This is a genomic window from Bradyrhizobium sp. MI1.3, assembly GCF_055811695.1.
The window spans coordinates 52,639-71,160 of sequence record NZ_JBVVPQ010000015.1; the positions used below are offsets into that span (position 1 = coordinate 52,639).

The 18,522-nt window shown below is 63.7% G+C and carries 17 protein-coding genes; 5 read left to right on the plus strand and 12 right to left on the minus strand.

Annotated elements, in window-relative coordinates; translation table 11 throughout:
• Positions 1–3 precede the first annotated feature (3 nt).
• Positions 4–1,803, plus strand: coding sequence for a glycoside hydrolase family 15 protein (locus AC0L3A_RS13555; protein ID WP_473254540.1), 1,800 nt, complete (start codon positions 4–6; stop codon positions 1,801–1,803).
• Positions 1,804–1,807: 4 nt separating this feature from the next.
• Here the strand turns inward: AC0L3A_RS13555 and AC0L3A_RS13560 are convergent, their stop codons facing one another.
• The 6 genes from AC0L3A_RS13560 to AC0L3A_RS13585 are packed head-to-tail and all read right to left on the minus strand — an operon-like array spanning position 1,808 to position 9,311.
• On the minus strand, positions 1,808–2,620 hold the full coding sequence (locus tag AC0L3A_RS13560; protein WP_473254541.1) for an HAD family hydrolase: 813 nt from the start codon (positions 2,618–2,620) through the stop codon (positions 1,808–1,810).
• A gap of 23 nt (positions 2,621–2,643) precedes the next feature.
• Positions 2,644–3,174 carry a gluconokinase gene (locus AC0L3A_RS13565; RefSeq protein WP_473254542.1) on the minus strand — a complete coding sequence of 177 codons (531 nt, stop codon included), beginning with the start codon at positions 3,172–3,174 and terminating at the stop codon, positions 2,644–2,646.
• A complete protein-coding gene (gene pgl, locus AC0L3A_RS13570) occupies positions 3,161–3,904 on the minus strand; it encodes a 6-phosphogluconolactonase (protein WP_354127279.1) in 744 nt (247 codons plus the stop codon). The genes AC0L3A_RS13565 and pgl overlap by 14 nt, the downstream gene beginning before the upstream one ends.
• 5 nt (positions 3,905–3,909) lie before the next feature.
• Entirely contained in the window at positions 3,910–5,421 is a 1,512-nt protein-coding gene (gene zwf, locus AC0L3A_RS13575) for a glucose-6-phosphate dehydrogenase (protein WP_007595715.1), read from the minus strand.
• 28 nt (positions 5,422–5,449) lie between these two features.
• Complete coding sequence (gnd, locus tag AC0L3A_RS13580; protein WP_007595714.1) at positions 5,450–6,448, minus strand: phosphogluconate dehydrogenase (NAD(+)-dependent, decarboxylating); 999 nt, start codon at positions 6,446–6,448, stop codon at positions 5,450–5,452.
• Between the two features lie 13 nt (positions 6,449–6,461).
• Positions 6,462–9,311 carry a bifunctional transaldolase/phosoglucose isomerase gene (locus tag AC0L3A_RS13585; RefSeq protein ID WP_007595713.1) on the minus strand — a complete coding sequence of 950 codons (2,850 nt, stop codon included), beginning with the start codon at positions 9,309–9,311 and terminating at the stop codon, positions 6,462–6,464.
• Between the two features lie 330 nt (positions 9,312–9,641).
• Here AC0L3A_RS13585 and AC0L3A_RS13590 point away from each other — a divergent pair, with 330 nt between their 5' ends.
• From AC0L3A_RS13590 to AC0L3A_RS13605, 4 genes are all read left to right on the plus strand, one after another.
• Positions 9,642–10,271 (plus strand): hypothetical protein, encoded by a 630-nt coding sequence (locus tag AC0L3A_RS13590; RefSeq protein WP_007595706.1) that lies wholly within the window; start codon positions 9,642–9,644, stop codon positions 10,269–10,271.
• 299 nt (positions 10,272–10,570) lie between these two features.
• Entirely contained in the window at positions 10,571–12,514 is a 1,944-nt protein-coding gene (locus AC0L3A_RS13595) for a PrkA family serine protein kinase (protein WP_007595704.1), read from the plus strand.
• A gap of 19 nt (positions 12,515–12,533) precedes the next feature.
• Positions 12,534–13,811 carry a YeaH/YhbH family protein gene (locus AC0L3A_RS13600; protein ID WP_198288307.1) on the plus strand — a complete coding sequence of 426 codons (1,278 nt, stop codon included), beginning with the start codon at positions 12,534–12,536 and terminating at the stop codon, positions 13,809–13,811.
• Positions 13,808–15,343 carry a SpoVR family protein gene (locus tag AC0L3A_RS13605; protein WP_007595700.1) on the plus strand — a complete coding sequence of 512 codons (1,536 nt, stop codon included), beginning with the start codon at positions 13,808–13,810 and terminating at the stop codon, positions 15,341–15,343. Before AC0L3A_RS13600 ends, AC0L3A_RS13605 begins: the two co-directional genes overlap by 4 nt.
• A 229-nt stretch (positions 15,344–15,572) precedes the next feature.
• On the opposite strand, the gene AC0L3A_RS13610 is transcribed toward AC0L3A_RS13605, so the two are convergent.
• The 6 genes from AC0L3A_RS13610 to AC0L3A_RS13635 form a co-directional block, all read right to left on the minus strand.
• Positions 15,573–16,019 (minus strand): DUF1801 domain-containing protein, encoded by a 447-nt coding sequence (locus AC0L3A_RS13610; protein ID WP_473254543.1) that lies wholly within the window; start codon positions 16,017–16,019, stop codon positions 15,573–15,575.
• Positions 16,020–16,021: 2 nt separating this feature from the next.
• Positions 16,022–16,240: a hypothetical protein gene (locus tag AC0L3A_RS13615; RefSeq protein ID WP_007595696.1), complete on the minus strand. Its 219-nt coding sequence runs from the start codon at positions 16,238–16,240 to the stop codon at positions 16,022–16,024.
• A 45-nt stretch (positions 16,241–16,285) separates the two neighbouring features.
• On the minus strand, positions 16,286–16,717 hold the full coding sequence (locus AC0L3A_RS13620) for an SRPBCC family protein (protein ID WP_007595695.1): 432 nt from the start codon (positions 16,715–16,717) through the stop codon (positions 16,286–16,288).
• Positions 16,714–17,040 carry an ArsR/SmtB family transcription factor gene (locus tag AC0L3A_RS13625; RefSeq protein WP_007595691.1) on the minus strand — a complete coding sequence of 109 codons (327 nt, stop codon included), beginning with the start codon at positions 17,038–17,040 and terminating at the stop codon, positions 16,714–16,716. Before AC0L3A_RS13625 ends, AC0L3A_RS13620 begins: the two co-directional genes overlap by 4 nt.
• 239 nt (positions 17,041–17,279) lie before the next feature.
• Entirely contained in the window at positions 17,280–17,729 is a 450-nt protein-coding gene (locus AC0L3A_RS13630; protein ID WP_473254544.1) for a DsrE family protein, read from the minus strand.
• Between the two features lie 31 nt (positions 17,730–17,760).
• Entirely contained in the window at positions 17,761–18,381 is a 621-nt protein-coding gene (locus tag AC0L3A_RS13635; protein ID WP_473254545.1) for a hypothetical protein, read from the minus strand.
• Between the last annotated feature and the right edge of the window lie 141 nt (positions 18,382–18,522).

Here is an 18,522-nt window from a genome sequence, read left to right on the forward strand (position 1 = left end):
ACCTTGTCTCAGAGGATTGAGGACTATGCGCTGATCGGCGACTGCGAGACCGCGGCGCTGGTCGGCCGCAACGGCTCGATCGATTGGCTGTGCTGGCCGGCCTTCGATTCCGACGCCTGCTTTGCAGCGCTCCTCGGCACGCACAAGAACGGCCGCTGGCTGATCGCGCCGAGCGAGGACGTCACCGCGACGTCGCGCCGCTATCTCGGCGACACCCTCATCCTCGAGACGCGCTTTGAGACGAAGAGCGGCACCGTTGCGCTGATCGACTTCATGCCGCCGCGCGGCAAGGCCTCCGACATCGTGCGGCTGGTCCGCGGCGTCAGCGGCACGGTGAAGATGCGGATGGAGCTCGTCATCCGCTTCGGCTTCGGCGTCGACATCCCGTGGGTGCGGCGAATCGACCATTCCCTGCTGGCGGTCGCCGGGCAGGACATGACCGTGCTGCGGACGCCGGCGAAGATCCGCGGTGAGGATCTGACCACGGTTTCCGATTTCGAGGTGAAGGCGGGCGAGACCGTGCCGTTCGTGCTGACCTACGGCCCCTCGCATCTCGAGCCACCCGCACCGATCGACCCGGAGCTCGCGCTGCAGGAGACGGAAAAGTTCTGGCAGGACTGGTGCAGCCACTGTAATCGCGATGGCGACTATCGCGACCTGATCGTACGCTCGCTGATCACACTCAAGGCGCTGACCTTCGGTCCGACCGGCGGCATCGTCGCGGCGCCGACCACCTCCTTGCCGGAGAAGCTCGGCGGCGCCAGGAATTGGGACTACCGCTTCTGCTGGCTGCGCGATGCCACCTTCACGCTGCTGGCGCTGATGAACTCGGGTTACACCGAGGAAGCCTCGGCCTGGCACAATTGGCTGTTGCGGGCGGCTGCAGGCTCACCGTCGAACATGCAGATCATGTACGGCATCTGGGGCCAGCGGCGACTGCTGGAATGGGAAGCCGGTTGGCTCGACGGCTACGAGGGCGCCCAGCCGGTGCGCGTCGGCAATGCCGCGCATGCGCAGCTCCAGCTCGACGTCTACGGCGAACTGATCGACGCCTTCCATCAGTCGCGGATGGCCAAGCTCAAGCTCGACGACGAGAGCTGGGCGCTGGAATGCGCCGTGCTCAAGCATCTCGCCGAAGTCTGGGACCAGCCCGATCACGGCATCTGGGAGCGGCGCGGAGAGCCGAAGCACTATGTCTTCTCCAAGGTGATGACCTGGGTCGCCTTCGACCGCGGCATCAAGAGCGCCGAGACCTTCGGCTTCAAGGCGCCGCTGCTGCACTGGCGCACCTTGCGCGACGCCATTCATCGCGACGTCTGCAACCGGGGCTTCGACACGGAGGAGAATGCCTTCGTGGAGTCCTACGGCTCGAAGCTGCTCGATGCCAGCGTGCTGCTGCTGCCGGCCGTCGGCTTCCTGGAAGCGTCGGATCCGCGCATTCGCGGCACCATAGTGGCGATGGAAAAGCACATGATGCCTGACGGCTTCGTGCTGCGGCACGATCCCCGCGAGGTGCCTGCGGGGCAGCCGCCGCTCGAAGGCGCCTTCCTCGCCTGCAGCCTGTGGCTGGCCGATGCCCATGTGCTGGCGGGCGATCTCGACAAGGCGCAAGCCTTGTTCGATCGCGTGGTCGGGATCGCGAATGATGTCGGGCTGCTGGCCGAGGAATATGATTCAGGCGCCAAGCGTCAGACCGGCAATTTCCCGCAGGCGCTGACTCATATCGCGCTGGTCAACACCGCGCATAATCTGTCGGCGGCAAGGCAGGGCAGCGAGAAGCCCGCGATGCAGCGGTCGAAGTAGTGACCTAGGCGACCCCGTTCCGCTTCAAGATCATCTCCATCGCCTCCGCAAAACCGTCCTGCTCGTTGGACGCGGTGACGTGGGTGGCCTGGTCCTTGACGTTGTCGGCGGCGTTACCCATGGCGATCGAGGTGCCGCTGACGCGGAACATCGCGAGGTCGTTCTGCATGTCGCCGATGGTGGCCACTGCGTCCGTTGAAATGCCGAGGCGCTTGGCCATGGCTTGCACGAATGTGCCCTTGTCGAAACCGGGCGGGGTAATGTCGAGGTAATAGGTCTGCGAGCGCACCGCCATCGCCTCGCTGCCGAGCGCCTTCTGCATCGCCTTCTCGCAGGCTTCGAGGCCCACCGCATCGGCGCTGGCGCCGACGATCTTGCAGGCGCTCGCAAGGTAGGGCGAGAAGTCCGTCACGATGGTCGGGTCGGAGCGGATCGTGTGCTGCTCATGCGCGACGTATTGGCCATCAGGCTTGTCGATCAGCCATTTGTCGGTGGTGAACAGCCAGATGTCGGCGCCGAAGTCTCGGAGAATTTGCAGGGACCGCTCGGCCGCGCTGGCCGGAATCAAATGCTGCTCGACCGGATTCATCTCGGGGTCGACGATCGAGGAGCCATTGAACGGGCCGACCGGCAGCCAGAGCGCCAGCGGCTCGATCAGGAAGCGCATGCCGATCGCGGGCCGGCTCGACGTAATCGTGAAACCGATGCCGGCCTGGTGCAGACGCTGTACCGCGGACCTCGCGCGGTCGGTCAGCGTCTTGTCCTTCGTCAGCAGCGTACCGTCGACGTCGGAGACGACGAGCGAGATTTTTGTCATGACAATCCCTTGGGTGTTTGGCCTCAGCGTTTCGCGCCGCCCAGTTTCAGCTGTCGCACCGCGCCGTCCACGATCGCTTCCACGGATTCGTCGATCGAGACGGTGATCACGTGCTCGCCAGCCTCGGGCGGCTCCAGCGTGTTGAACTGGCTCGTCAGCAGGCCGGGCGGCATGAAATGCCCCTTGCGTTGCGCAAGGCGAGCGGCGATCAGCTCCTTCGTGCCCCGCAGGAATATGAAGCGGACGTCGTCGCGTCCGCGCAGCAGCACGTCCCGATAAGTATGCTTTAGCGCCGAGCAGGCGATGATCACGTGCTCGCCCTTGTCACAGACCCGCGCGATCTCGTCGGCAATGGCGTTGAGCCAGGGCCAGCGGTCCTCGTCGGTGAGGGGATGGCCGGCCCGCATCTTCTCGACATTGCTGGCGGGATGAAAGCTGTCTCCGTCCTTGAATCGCCAGCCGAGGCGCTCGCCCAGCGCTTTTGCAACCGTACTCTTGCCCGAACCCGACACGCCCATCACGATCAATGCACAAGGTGCTTCAACGCCCGTCACGAATTCCCCCCGGAAGCGCGGCTTGGTCGACCAGCCAGACGGTCTCGCCATTCGAGCGCGCGCGTACAGCCGGCAGAGTCTCGCCATTGAGGAGGCGCGTCAAGATCGGCTGCTTGTCGTGCCCCGCAATCTCGAACAGCATTTCGCGGCAGGACGCCAGCGCGGGCAGGGTGAGCGAGACCCGCGGCACGAAGGGGGCAACATTGGCCTTGGGGACGCCGACCACCCAGCGTCTCGTCTCCTCGATCGCAGGATAACCCGGGAACAGCGAAGCGGTGTGGCCGTCCGGGCCTGCGCCCATCAAAACCATGTCGAACAGCGGCCGTGCCGGATCCAGGCTTTCCGCGCCGTAGAAAGCCTGCAGCTCGCGCGCATAGGCCTCGGCGCTCTGATCGGGGGTGTCAGCCGTCGTCGGGATCGGGTGAACATGGCCGGAGGGCGCGTTGCGATCGAGAAAGGTCGCGCGCGCGACCGCCATGTTGTTGAGGGGATCGCTTTCGGGCACGAAGCGCTCGTCACCGATGAACCAGTGCACGCGCTCCCACGGGATTTTTTCGCGCCAGGCCTCGCTGCCCAGCAGCTGGTAGAGCTTCTTCGGGCTGGAGCCGCCGGTCAGGCAGATCGCGATGCGCCCGGGATTGGCCGCGATTCGCGCCATCACCCGTTCGGCCGCGGCCCGGGCGAGAGCCTCGGCGTCGGCCGCGACGATCAGCTTCGGCTGTCCGGCCATCGCCGTCACGAAAACTTACGCCAGCTTCGGCCGTCGCGGCGGAGCAATTCATCGGCGCAGGCGGGGCCGTCGCTGCCGGCTTGATAGGTCTCGATGCCGTTGCTGCCCGCGTTCTTCCAGGCATCCAGGAACGGCTGCACCGCCTCCCATCCGGCTTCGATGCCGTCGGCGCGCTGGAACAGGATGTTGTCGCCGATCATGCAGTCGTAGATCAGCGTCTCGTAGCCGGTCGAGGGATCGGCCCGGAAATAGTCGCCATAGCGGAACTTCATCTCGACGCCGTCGATGGTGACGCTCGGCCCCGGGATCTTGGCGTTGAACTGGAGCTCGATGGTCTCCGTCGGTGCGATGCCGATCGTGAGGAAGTTCTGAGAGAGACGATCGACAGCCGTGCCTGAGAACATCGACAGCGGCGCCTGCTTGAACTTGATCGCGACCTCGGTGCGCTTGTGGCCGAGCGCCTTGCCGGTGCGCAAATAGAACGGCACGCCGGCCCAGCGCCAATTGTCGATCATCAGTTTCAGCGCGACATAGGTTTCGGTGGTGCTGCCGGGTTTGACGTCCTCGGTCTTGCGATAGTCCGGGATCTCATCGTCGCCGATGCGCCCCGACAGATATTGGGCGCGCACCGAGCTCTTCAGCGCTTCTTCTTCGCTCGGGCGCTGAATCGAGGTCAGAATCTCGGCCTTCTCGGAGCGCACGGAATGGGCGTCGAAACGCGCCGGCGGCTCCATCGCGACCAGCGACATCAGCTGAAACAGATGGTTCGGCACCATGTCACGCAGCGCGCCGGTGGCATCGTAGAAGCCGCCGCGATGGCCGACGCCGAGCTTTTCCTCCACCGTGATCTGGATGTGGTCGATATGGTTGCGATTCCAGATCGGCTCGAACATGCCGTTGGCAAAGCGCAGCACCAGGATGTTCTGCACCGTCTCCTTGCCGAGATAGTGATCGATCCGGTAGATCTGGTGCTCGTCCATGATCTTCAGCAGCTCGCCATTCAGCGCGCGCGCGGAGGCGAGGTCGGTGCCGAACGGCTTTTCGATCACCAGCCGCCGCCACGCGCCGTTCTCCTTCATCATGCCGGTGCGGCCGAGCTCGCGCGCGGTCGGCGCGAACGCGGCCGGCGGGGTCGCCAGGTAGAACAGCCGGTTGCCGCCGGTGTCCTGCGCGCATTCCAGGGAATCCAGATGCTCGCGCAGGCGATCAAAGGATGGCGGATCCTTTGCGTCGGCTTCGACGAAGGTCACGCATTCCAGCAGCTTCTTGGCAATGTCGTCGTCCACCGGCCGGGTTGCGAACTGGCGCAAGCCCTTCAACAGGCTGTCGCGCAGCTCGTCGTCCGACTGGCCCCGGCGGGCGACGCCGACCACGCAGAACTTTTCCGGTAACAGATGCTCGGCCGCCAGATTGTAGAGCGATGGCATCACCAGCCGATGGGTGAGGTCGCCGGTGACACCAAAGATGACGAAGGCGCAATTTTCCGGCTTGCGCTTGGCTTGCGGGTCTTTTGTCACGAACTATTGGCCTTCGCTCTGCTAATTGCTATTTCGGCTTCGAAGCAGCCGGCTGCTTCGGCTCCTTGTGGCCGCCGAAGCCGGCTCGCATCGCTGAGAGAATTTTCTCGGCGAAGGTGTGTTCCTTGCGGGAACGGAACCGTGCGAACAGCGCCGCGGTCAGGACTTCGGCCGGCACGGCCTCGTCGATCGCCGCGTTCACGGTCCAGCGTCCTTCGCCGGAATCGTCGACGAAACCGGAATATTCCGTCAACGCCGGGCTATCGGCGAGCGCCGTCGAGGTGAGATCGAGCAGCCAGGACGGGATCACGCTGCCACGCCGCCACACCTCGGCGATATCGGCGAGATCGAAATCGTAACGATGATCCGCCGGCAAGGCCTCGATGTTGGCGTTCTTGAGGATGTCAAAACCTTCGGCATAGGCCTGCATCAGGCCGTATTCGATACCGTTGTGGATCATCTTGACGAAATGCCCGGCGCCGACGGCGCCGGCATGGATGTAGCCCTGCTCGATGCGGGGATCGCGGCCCTCACGTCCCTCCGTGCGCGAAATGTCGCCGGCGCCGGGCGCGAGCGCGGCGAAGATCGGATCGAGCCGATCGACCACCTGTTTCTCGCCGCCGATCATCATGCAATAGCCGCGGTCGAGGCCCCAGACGCCGCCGGAGGTGCCGACGTCGACATAGTGGATGCCGCGCTGCTTCAGCGCCTTGCCGCGGCGGACGTCGTCCTGCCAGAACGTGTTGCCGCCGTCGATGATGACGTCGCCTTCCTGCATCGCGCCCGCGATCGTGTCGATCGTGGTCTCGGTGATGTGGCCGGCCGGCAGCATCACCCACGCCGCGCGCGGCCGCTCCAGTTTCGCAATGAACTCTTCGAGCGTCGCCGAGCCGACCGCGCCGTCTGCGGCAAGGCCGGCGACGGCCTTGGCGTCCTTGTCGTAGACCACGGTCGAATGGCCGTGGCGCATCAGGCGGCGAACGATGTTGCCGCCCATCCGGCCGAGGCCGATCATGCCGAGTTGCATTTGAGGAATTCCCTTAGTTCAGTGCGTCGTTGAGCGCGGCATTGAGCGCCGCGAGACCCTTCTTGAGCCCGCCCTTCAGGTGGACCCGCAGCGCGCGCCGGCCGCGCTCGGTGAGCACGTCGAAGTCGCCGCGCGCCTGCGCGGCCTTGATGACGCCGAAGCTGGCCTTCTGGCCCGGCACCGGCAGGTCCCTGGCATCGTCGGCGGTGATCTGGAGGAACACGCCGCTGTCGGGGCCGCCCTTGTAGGCCTGTCCTGTCGAGTGCAGGAAACGCGGTCCGAACTCGGCGCAGGTTGCGACATGTCGCTTCTCGCGCACTTCGAGCCGCATGGTCTGGAGTGCGTCGATCGTCGCCTTGTCGCGCGCGATGTAGCCGAGCAGGGCGACATAATCGCCATGGTTGGAGCGCGACAGATGCGCCTTCAGCCATGAGGTGAGGTCGCCGTTGGCGCCGGCGGCGCGCAGGGCCGCGGCGTTGGTCTCGTCGGTGTAGAGATCGGCCTCATTGGTGCTGACCACCGGCTGCTCGGCCGGCAGCGCGCCGGTCTTTTCGAATGACGCGGTGAGCTCTCGGGTCTTGATCTTGGCCGCTTCCACGTCCGGCTGGTCGAACGGGTTGATGCCGAGGATGCTGCCCGCCACCGCCGTTGCCATCTCGAAGCGGAAGAACTCCTGGCCGAGATGGTCGATCGACTTCATCACGATGCGCACGACGGGATGACCGGCCGCTTCGATCGCAGCAAGCTGCGAGTCATGGGCGGCGTCTGCTTCGCCCTCGATACGGATGTCGATGAAGAGCCGGTCATTGCCGTAGACCGCAGGCTCGCCCAGCGGCTCGCCGTCGATCGGGATCAGACCCTTGCCATCCTTGCCGGTCGATTCCGCGATGAGCTGCTCAGCCCAGGCGCCGAAATCGGCGATCCTCTTCGACGACAGGATCGTCACCTTGTCGCGGCCTTCGAGCGCTGCATGGCCCATGGCAAGGCCAAGCTGCACGCCAGGGTTCTCGGCTGGCGGCACGTCCGGTCCGCAGGAGCGGGCCATGGCAAGCGCATGCTTGACGAAGGTCTTGATATCGATGCCCGCGGTTGCCGCCGGCACCAGGCCAAACGGCGAGAGCACCGAATAGCGTCCGCCGATGGAGGGCTCGCCGTGGAAGATGCGCGCATAGCTCAGAGTCTTCGCCGCCTTCTCCAGCGACGATCCGGGATCGGTGACCGCAATGAAGCGATGGCCGGTCTTGACCTTCGGCCCGACCGCCTGCGTGACGCGCTCGTGGAAATAATCCTTCATCGCATTCGGTTCGGTGGTGCCGCCGGACTTGCTTGAGACGATGAACACGGTGTTGGCGATGTCGATCCTGGCCTCCATCGCCCGCACCTGCGCCGGATCGGTGGAATCCAGCACGTGCAGCTTCGGGAACCCGGGTTTCTTGCCAAAGGTCTCGGCCAGCACCTCCGGCCCGAGGCTTGATCCGCCCATGCCGAGCACGACGGCGTCGGAGAATTTCTGGCCTTTCACGCGGCTGGCATAATCCTCATAGTCGGCAACATCGGCCTTGGCGGCGCTGTCGAGCCAGCCGAGCCATTTGTCCTCGTCAGTGCCGGTCCAGACCGATTTGTCGCGCTGCCACAGCCTACGGATCTTGGCCGACGCGCGCCATTCCTCGGTGCTCTTGGCCACGGCCTTGCCGAGACCGTCGCCGAGCGAGAGCAGCTGGCGGTCGATCGCGGGCCCGAGCACGGTGGCGCGCTTGTGGGCGACCGCACCATAGAGCTTGTCGGCGGCGTCGGCGAACTGCTTGACGCCGTCCTTGACGAGCTCCTCTGTGATGGCATCGAGCGAGACGCCGGAGCGCTCCAGCTCTTCCAGCACGCGGCGGGCGTCGTCGAGGTTTTCTTCAAGGCTGTCGCGCGGCTTGCCGTGGTCACGGAATGCGTCGAGCGTCGCCGGCGGCACGGTGTTGATGGTGTCGGGGCCGATCAGCTCCTCGACATAGAGGACGTCGCTGTAATCCTTGTTCTTGGTGCCGGTCGACGCCCACAGCATGCGCTGCGGCTTGGCGCCCTTGGCGGCGAGCTTGTCCCAGCGGGGACCTGAGAACAGGCGCTTGTAATCCTGATAGGCGACCTTGGCATTGGCGATCGCGACCTTGCCCTTCAGCGCGGCCAGCCGCTCCTTCTCGGACGGATCGTTGGCGCGAGCGATCTTCTCGTCGAGCTGCTTGTCGACCATGCTGTCGATGCGGCTGACGAAGAAGCTGGCCACGCTCGCGACATGCGAGGGGTCGCCGCCACCGGCGACGTATTTCTCCAGGCCCGCGAGATAGGCCTCGGCGACCTGAAGGTAGACTGCCTTGGAGAACAGCAGCGTGATGTTAATGCTGATGCCGTCGCCGATCAGGGTCTCGATCGCCGGCAGGCCCTCCGGCGTTGCCGGCACCTTCACCATCAGGTTCTTGCGGTTGACGTCCTTCCAGAGCCGCCGCGCCTCGGTGACCGTGCCGGCGGTGTCCATCGCCAGATAGGGCGAGACTTCAAGGCTGACATAGCCGTCGCCACCCTTGAGGCGGTCGTAGACCGGGCGCAGCACGTCGGCGGCGTTCTGGATGTCCTCGACCGCGACGGCCTCGAACAGGTCGGCGACCGACCGATCGCCGCGCTTCAACGCCTTGCCGATCGGCGCGTCGTACTCGTCCGAGCTGCCGATCGCTTTCTCGAAGATCGAGGGGTTGGAGGTGACGCCCTTGACGCCGTCGGTGTCGATCAGCCGCTTCAGGTCGCCCTTGGCGATGAAGCCGCGGGCCAGGAAGTCCAGCCAGACGGCTTGTCCGTGCTTTTCCAGTTCTTTGACGGGATTCATGATGCTAATTTATCTCCAAGCCTGCGGGCGAGGGGTTTCCGCGCCGGTCCTGACGCGCTATCCTCTAGCTTACATGCTTCCTTGAGGGAACCAATCAAGGGTATGGGCGTCATATCCTCCAGTGTAACTCCGTCGCGATCATGGCGATCCGCGTAAAGGGAGCCGAGTTGCGTAAAAAGGTCGTTGGCCGTGAGGAATCGGTCGGGGCCTTGTTGTGTAACGCCAGCTGTCTCGCCTCGCCGCTAGCGGCTGCGCGGAGTACTCATCAGCGGATTCCGGTCCGGCTGATGCATCGTGGCTCGGTCGCGAATGGCCATGCTGGGGGAAAGCATGCAAGCACATCATGACCGTCTGGCGCTCGCTGTCACAGACAGCCCCCAGTCGGTCACGTCGACCGGATGCGTCGATGCGTCCCACGATCTCGAAATCGGTCCGTGTACGACCCAAACGCGGCTGCTGGTCGTAGCGGGCTTCGCCATGACGCTGCTCAGCGCAACGCTCGCCTTGGGCTGGTCGAGCGCTTTTGGCGATTACGACGCGACGGTCGGCTCTGCCGGCGTGGTGGTGTTCGCCGTGATGACCGGTCGGCTGATCTGGATGCTCCCCGCCGAGCGGGGATCGGTGGTGATCGTCACCCCCTATGGCATCCGCGATCTCCGCATCGGCAATGAATTTCTGCTGTGGGACTCTATCGCGGAGATTTCGGCTGAAGAACGCCGCGGGCGCAAGGTGATCGTGCTGACGCCGACGCCGGCCTTGCAGCGGCAGCTCTGCAGCATCCGCGGCTTGGCCCGCTCCGTGAGGGACGATCGCATCGTCATCCGGTCGGAGGGCCTAGCGACCGATTTTGATACACTGCTGCGCGCTTGCCGCGACTATCACGCCGCCGGCGGTCCGCGCACCGCATTGCAGCAGGAAGATGAACGCGGCACGCAAGGCTTCGCCGCACAAGCGTCATAAGATCGCCGTTCGCAGACCGCTATGATGCGAGGCCGGATGAACGCATCCCCGGTAACGCCCGGATGTTGCGAGCGAGTGACATTTTCTGGAAATGAGCCAATATAGACAAAGATTCGCTCAAATATCAGGCAGGTGCCTGTTCGTAACTCACCCTGTGCCTACGTTGTGCGTTGCGCCGAGAAGGCGCCCGGGTGTCGAATGATCGTCATGTGCTCACGCTGATTCGAGAGTGGCGCTAAGGAACGGTCCGGTCGCTGCTTTCGTTCAATTGTGTAGCGGAACTCACGCGGAGAGGGATCATGTACAACGATTCTCTATTCAACGCTTTCGCTAAGTCGTTCGAGGCGAGAAGCCAACACGACATGTCGATGGCGGAATATCTGGAATCGTGTCGAAGCGATCCCATGAAATACGCGAACGCGGCCGAACGACTGCTAGCAGCGATCGGTGAGCCCCAGACGATTGACACGGCCAAGGACCCACGCCTTGGCCGTATTTTTTTGAACCGCACGATCCGCACCTATCCGGCCTTCGCCGGCTTCTACGGCATGGAAGAAACCATCGAGCGCATCGTCGGTTTCTTCCGTCACGCGGCGCAGGGCCTCGAAGAGCGTAAGCAGATCCTGTATCTGCTCGGTCCGGTCGGCGGCGGCAAATCCTCGCTCGCCGAGCGGCTGAAGTCGCTGATGGAAGTGCATCCGATCTACGTGCTCAAGGCTGGCGACGAGCTCTCGCCCGTGTTCGAAAGTCCGCTCAGCCTGTTCGATCCGGATCAGCTCGGCCCGATGCTGGAAGAGAAATACGGCATTCCACGCCGCCGTCTCACCGGCCTGATGAGCCCGTGGTGCTACAAGCGGCTGGAAGCCTTCGGCGGCGACATTTCCCAGTTCCGAGTCGCAAAAATCCAGCCGTCGCGGCTGCGCCAGATCGGCATCGCCAAGACCGAGCCGGGTGACGAGAACAACCAGGACATCTCCTCTCTGGTCGGCAAGGTCGACATCCGCAAGCTCGAAACCTACGCGCAGAACGATCCCGACGCCTACAGCTATTCCGGCGGCCTCAATCGCGCCAACCAGGGCGTGCTCGAGTTCGTCGAGATGTTCAAAGCGCCGATCAAGATGCTGCATCCGCTGCTCACCGCGACGCAGGAAGGCAACTACATCGGCACCGAGAACATCGGCGCGATTCCGTTCACCGGTGTCATCCTCGCGCACTCCAACGAAGCCGAGTGGTCGAGCTTCAAGGCCAACAAGAACAACGAGGCCTTCATCGACCGCATCTGCGTGATCAAGGTGCCGTACTGCCTGCGGATCACGGAGGAGCAGAAGATCTACGAGAAGCTGATCCAGGGCTCCGAGCTCGCGGCCGCGCCTTGCGCGCCCGCGACGCTGGAAACGCTGGCGCGGTTCTCGGTGATGTCGCGCCTGCGCAAGCACGAAAATTCCACGACCTACGCCAAGATGAGGGTCTACGACGGCGAGAGCCTGAAGGAGACCGATCCGAAGGCGCGCAGCGTCCAGGAATATCGCGATGCCGCCGGCGTCGACGAGGGCATGGACGGTGTTTCCACCCGCTTTGCCTTCAAGATCCTGGCTGCGACCTTCAACCACGATCCGCAGGAAGTCGCCGCCGACGCCGTGCATCTGATGTACGCGCTGGAGCAATCGATCAAGCGCGAGCAGCTGCCCGAGGAAGTCGAGAAGCGCTACCTCGAATTCATCAAGGCGGACCTTGCACCGCGTTATGCCGAGTTCATCGGCAACGAGATCCAGAAGGCTTATCTCGAATCCTACTCGGATTACGGCCAGAACCTGTTCGACCGCTACGTCGACTACGCCGATGCCTGGATCGAGGACCAGGATTTCAAGGACGCCGACACCGGCCAGCTGTTGGATCGCGAGCTTTTGAACCAGGAGCTGACCAAGATCGAGAAGCCGGCGGGCATCGCCAATCCGAAGGATTTCCGCAACGAGGTGGTCAAATTCTCGTTACGGTCGCGCGCCCAGAACGGCGGCAAGAATCCGACCTGGATCTCCTACGAGAAGATTCGCGATGTGATCGAAAAGCGGATATTCTCCCAGGTCGAGGACCTGCTTCCGGTCATCTCCTTCGGGTCGAAGAAGGACGGCGAGACGGAGAAGAAGCACGGCGAGTTCGTCGCACGCATGGTGGAGCGCGGCTACACCGAGCGTCAGGTTCGCCGGCTCGTCGAATGGTACATGCGCGTGAAGCAGGCCGGTTGAGGCGGATGGAAAAGTGCCGATTCACATTATTGACAGGCGCCTGAATCCAGGCGGCAAGAGTCTCGAGAACCGGCAGCGGTTCTTGCGTCGGGCCAAATCCCTGGTGCAGGGCGCCGTCAAGAAGACCTCGCAGGAACGCGACATCAAGGACGTCCTGGAGGGTGGCGAGGTCACCATTCCGCTCGACGGCATGCATGAGCCGCGTTTCCGCCGCGACGGCGGAACGCGCGACATGGTGTTGCCCGGGAACAAGAAGTTCATCGAGGGCGACTACCTCCAGCGCTCGGGCCAGGGCAGCGCCAAGGATTCCGGACCGGGCGAAGGCGACAGCGAGGACGCCTTCCGTTTCGTGCTCAGCCGCGACGAATTCGTCGATCTCTTTCTCGACGATCTCGAATTGCCCGACCTTGCCAAGCGCAAGATCGCGCACACCGAGAGCGAGGGCATCCAGCGCGCCGGCTACACCACGTCGGGCTCGCCATCCAACATCTCGGTGAGCCGGACGGTTCGGCGCGCACTGGCGCGCCGTATCGCGCTCAAGCGTCCCAGCAAGGAGGAGATCGAAGAGCTGGAAGCCGCCATCGCCGCCTGCGCGGACGAGGACGAGCGTCTGGTGCTGATGGCCCAGCTCGAAAAACTGAAGGCGAAGTCCAAGCGCATTCCCTTCATCGATCCGCTCGATATCCGCTACCGCCGCTTCGAGACGGTGCCCAAGCCCGTTGCCCAGGCCGTGATGTTCTGCCTGATGGACGTGTCGGGCTCGATGTCCGAGCACATGAAGGATCTCGCCAAGCGCTTCTACATGCTGCTCTACGTGTTCCTGAAGCGCCGCTACAAGCATGTCGACATCGTCTTCATCCGCCACACCGATCGCGCCGAGGAGGTGGACGAGCAGACCTTCTTCTACGGCCCGGCTTCCGGCGGCACGCTGGTCTCCAGCGCGCTGCAGGCGATGCACGAGATCGTGCGCGAACGCTTCAGCCCGTCGGACTGGAATATCTACGCCGCCCAAGCCTCCGACGGCGACAATTCCTATTCCGACGGCGAGCTCGCGGGCATGCTGCTGACCGACAAGATCCTGCCGGTCTGCCAGTTCTTTGCCTATCTCGAGGTCGGCGAGTCCGGCGGCAGCGCTTTCGATCTGTCTGACTCCTCGCTCTGGACTCTCTACGAGCGCCTGCGCAACAGCGGCGCACCGCTCTCGATGCGCAAGGTCAGCGAGCGCAGCGAGATTTTTCCGGTCTTCCACGATCTGTTTCAGCGCCGCGACACTGCCCAGGAGAAAGCCGCTCCATGACAGAACGCTTGTTCGAAGGCGCCGATTGGGATTTTCACACCTTGCAGCGCATCACGGATGCCTGCGAGGAGGTGGCGACGAAAGATCTCGGGCTCGACGTCTATCCGAACCAGATCGAAGTCATCACCGCCGAGCAGATGCTGGACGCCTATTCGTCGGTCGGCATGCCGCTGTTCTACAAGCACTGGTCATTCGGAAAGCACTTCGCGTATCACGAGGCCTCATACCGCAAGGGCCTGATGGGACTTGCCTATGAGATCGTGATCAACTCCTCGCCCTGCATCTCCTACCTGATGGAGGAGAACACGGCGACGATGCAGACCCTGGTGATCGCGCACGCCGCCTTCGGCCACAACCACTTCTTCAAGAACAACTATCTGTTCAAGCAGTGGACCGACGCCGACGGCATCCTGGACTATCTGGATTTCGCCAAGAACTACGTCATGCAATGCGAGGATCGCTACGGCCGCGTCGAGGTCGAGCGCACCCTCGATGCCGCGCATGCGCTGATGTCGCATGGGATCGACCGCTATCCCGGCAAGAAGAAGCTCGATCTCCGCGCCGAAGAGAAGCGGGCAGGGCGCCGCCGCCAGCATGAGGAGGAGGTCTTCAACGACCTCTGGCGCACCGTGCCGGCGGGAAAGAGCAAGACCCGGTCCGCGCTCAGCGTCGAACGGCGCCGCAAGCTGCTCGGCCTGCCGCAGGAAAACCTGCTGTATTTCCTCGAGAAGAGCGCGCCGCGGCTGGCCCCCTGGCAGCGCGAGCTGTTGCGCATCGTCCGCCACATCGCGCAATATTTCTATCCGCAGAGCCAGACCAAGGTGATGAACGAGGGGACGGCGACCTACGTCCACTATCGCATCATGACCAAGCTGCATCAGCAGGGCCGCATCAGCGACGGCAATTTTCTCGAATTCCTGCAGTCGCACACCAACGTCGTGTTCCAGCCCGAATTCGACGACCAGCGCTTTTCCGGCTTCAATCCCTATGCGCTCGGCTTCGCCATGATGCAGGACATCGAGCGCATCGTCACCCGGCCGGAAGACGAGGACCGCGAGTGGTTCCCGGACATCGCCGGCAAGAACGACGTGATGGGCGTGCTGCGCGACGTCTGGGCCAATTACCGCGACGAGAGTTTTATCGCCCAGTTCCTGAGTCCGAAGCTGATGCGGCATCTCCGCATGTTCCACCTGCATGACGATCCCGAGGAGCGCGCCGGCATCCGGGTCGACGCCATTCACGACGAGCGCGGCTTCCGCCGTGTCCGGCGCGAGCTGGCACGGCAGCACGATGTCGGCTACATCGACGCGAATATCGAGGTGGTCGACGTCGATCTCTCCGGCGACCGGCGGCTGATCCTGCATCACCATGTCATCAAGGGCGCGCAGCTCAACGAGACCGACGCCAAGCGCGTGCTCCAGCATCTCGCCGATCTCTGGACCTACGATGTCGCACTGATCGAGGTCGATTCCAACGACAAGGTGCTGCGCGAATACGTCGTGAGCCCGCGGCCGATCTCGGCGGTGGCGTGAGGGCGGGGCAGCTTCCGGAGCGCGATGAGATTAGCCTTGTGGCTTCTGCCAGGGAGCTGCGCTCCCTCCCCCGCTTGCGGGGGAGGGGTGGGGAGAGGGTGTCTCCGCAGCGGGATTCCCCCAGAGGATAGAGCCCTCACCCGGCGCTACGCGCCGACCTCTCCCGCAAGCGGGAGAGGTTGCAGCCAGTCCGCGGCTGCTAAAGCGATCAACGTGAATCAATCGTGCTCTAAGTCGATCGCTTCTTCGCCGGCTTCTTCTTGGCTTTCGACGCATTCAGCTCCACGGCTGCGCGGATCAGCGCCTTCAACGCCTTCTCGTTGATCTTGTCGCCTTCGCGAATATCGATCGCGCGGCGCACGTTGCCGTCGAGGCTCGAGTTGAACAGGCCGGCGGGATCGTCCAGCGCGGCGCCCTTGGCAAAGGTCATCTTCACCACGGCCTTGTAGGTCTCGCCGGTGCAGATGATGCCGTCGTGCTCCCACACCGGAACGCCGCGCCACTTCCATTCCTCGACGACATCAGGGTCGGCCTCCTTGATCAGGCCGCGGATTCGCCCGAGCATGTCGCCGCGCCAGTCGCCGAGCTCCTTGATCCTGCCGTCGATCATTCTGGATGGCGAAGCGCCATTCGTCTTCGTCGCGCTGCTGGTTTTCGCGGTCACGGCCTTCTTCATGCTCACGCCTCTTGTCGGGCGCCGCGGCCGCGGCCGAGATATGGCAGCGCGAACATGTAGAGCCCGGTCGCAAGCAACGGGATCAATGGGACGAAGGCGAGCAAGCCGATCCACGTCGCCTGGACTTGCATCGTCAGGGCGACGATGTTGGCGATGACGGCCAGCGTGAAAGCAATCGACAGCCAGCGATGGATCTGTCGAATCCACATATTTCCGGTCAATGAAACCTCCTCTTGAGATGATCGAAATGAAGGCCGGCGGCCGAGCTAGTCTGCCTTGGCCAGCAGCTCGTCCAGCTTGGTGAGAAACTGCTTCCAGCCGGCATGCGCGCCGCCAAATGCCTGCTTCTGCGCCGGGCTGAAGCCCGCTTGCTCGACACGCAGATGAGTGCCTGCGCCCGTCGGCGTCAGCGTGAAGGTCACGACGCTCTTGAGATCGAACGCCGCGTCCTCGTGCGAGAAATTCCAGGTGTAGGCGAGCGTCTTCTGCGGCTCGATGGTGAGGACTTCGCAGTCCAGCACGCCGCCCCATTCGCCGCGAAGGTTGAAGCGGTGGCCCACGTTCGGCTTGAAGTCGTTCTTCATCAGCCATTCCTCGATCAGATGCGGCTGCGTCAGCGCGCGCCAGATCCGCTCTGCCGGAAAGGCAAATTCGCGCTCGACGACGACAGATCGGGTTTCGGTCGCGGATTCGTTCATTGGTCCATCCTCTTCAGGAGATCGTCGAGCGCGTCGAGCCGGTTCTGCCAGAATCCGGCCATCTGGCTGGTCCAGTCGATCAGCGGATTGAGCGCGCCGGGTTGGGCGCTGTAATGCGTCTGCCGTCCTTGATGCCGGTCGCGCACGAGGCCAGCCTGCTTCAGCGCGCCGAGATGTTTTGAGACCGCCGGCTGGGACACGCCCGACAGTGCCGTCAGGGCCCCGACCGTCTGTTCGCCCTCGCGGCACAATCGCTCGAAGATCGCCCGACGGGTGGGGTCGGCGAGCGTCCTGAACAGAAGGTCGTGAGCGGCGGCGGGCATGTAATCCATAACCTGTAAGTTATGGGTATATTCATAACCGTGGAGTTATGGATGTGTCAAGTGGGAAGTGGTGTGGAAGCGATCCCGCAAACTCCTCTTACCTCTCCCGCTTGCGGGAGAGGTCGGCGCGCAGCGCCGGGTGAGGGCTCTCTCCTCTTGGGGGTTCTCGATTGCTGAGACACCCTCTCCCCGACCCTCCCCCGCAAGCGGGGGAGGGAGCCCACCAGTTTCGCTGCTACCTACGGCCGCAGATAGAGATAACCCTGCGACTGGAGCTCGGCCAAACGGACGACGCCACCCTTCTCCGCGCTGACGAAGCCCGGCAGGAGATCCGTGAGCGTGACGTTCTGCGCCTTCATCGTGTTGCCGCAGGCGGCAAGCTCGACGCCATCCTTCGAAAAATCGCCGACGCGCTTGCTGATGTCAGGGTTGGCCTGCGCCGAGTGAAACGCCTTCAGTGCCGGGCCGTGGATCACCAGCGCGATCGTCACATGGTCGGAGCCGCCGACGCCGTCGATGTGGTTCTGGATGTTGCCGAGGACGAAGTTGACCTTCTCGGCATCGCTCAAATGATACACCACCTTCAGCTTGTTGCCCGTGCCGGCGTCCGTCGCGGCCTTCGCGCTGGAGGCGCCAAGCGCCACGCCCAGGCCTGAGACGGCGCTCCACAACATATTCCGGCGGTTCATGACGATCTCCCTCGATTGCGCCGGACACATATCATTTGTGGCGGAGCGCGGCGAGTTCCTTGCGGTCGGTCACGAGCGAGGCGCATTCCTTATTGTCCGTTCGATCTAGGCGGAAAATCCCGTCGTCGGCCCCGGCGACCAGTGACAGTTCGGCATCGTCGTCCGGCTTGTTGTTCTGCCAGACCCTGACCCGCGCCAGCCGCACGATCGCCGATTTGTCGTCCTTCGAGAGCGCGACGCCGATGCCGCCGCCCTCGCAGTCGACGCCGCAACCGAGGCGGATTTCGGTGCCGTCCTTGGTGAACACGGCGTGATGACAGGAGCCGCTGGAATCGAAATCGCCGGAGCGGTGACGATATCTGAAGCCGAGGCGGAAGGAGTTGTGGAGCTGCTTGTCTTCGGTGTCCATCTCCGCCGAGATCAGCAGCTTCATCGCGGCGACCTTCTGCTTCGGATGACGCGCCAGGTGCTCGGCATCGTAGCGCCGCACGAAGCAGGCATAGGCCTTGTTGCCGGGTACGCCCGCATACATGCGCGCGTTGAAGGTCTCGGCTTCGGCCTTGCTGGCCTCACGGATATCGTCGGCCTCCTCGGCCTGAGCGGCGCCGCCGAGCGCGGCAAGGAAGACGGCAGCAACGAGAAAAGACTTCATGATGGCCTCGCGTGCAGCAACTGAGCTGTACTTTAGACGCGAACCCGGTGCGACGCGTTCATGGTTCGCACATCAATGACACGAGCATCGCAGGGCGGAGCGAGGTGATTAGTTCCACGCGGGGCGTTAGTCATCGGTGGG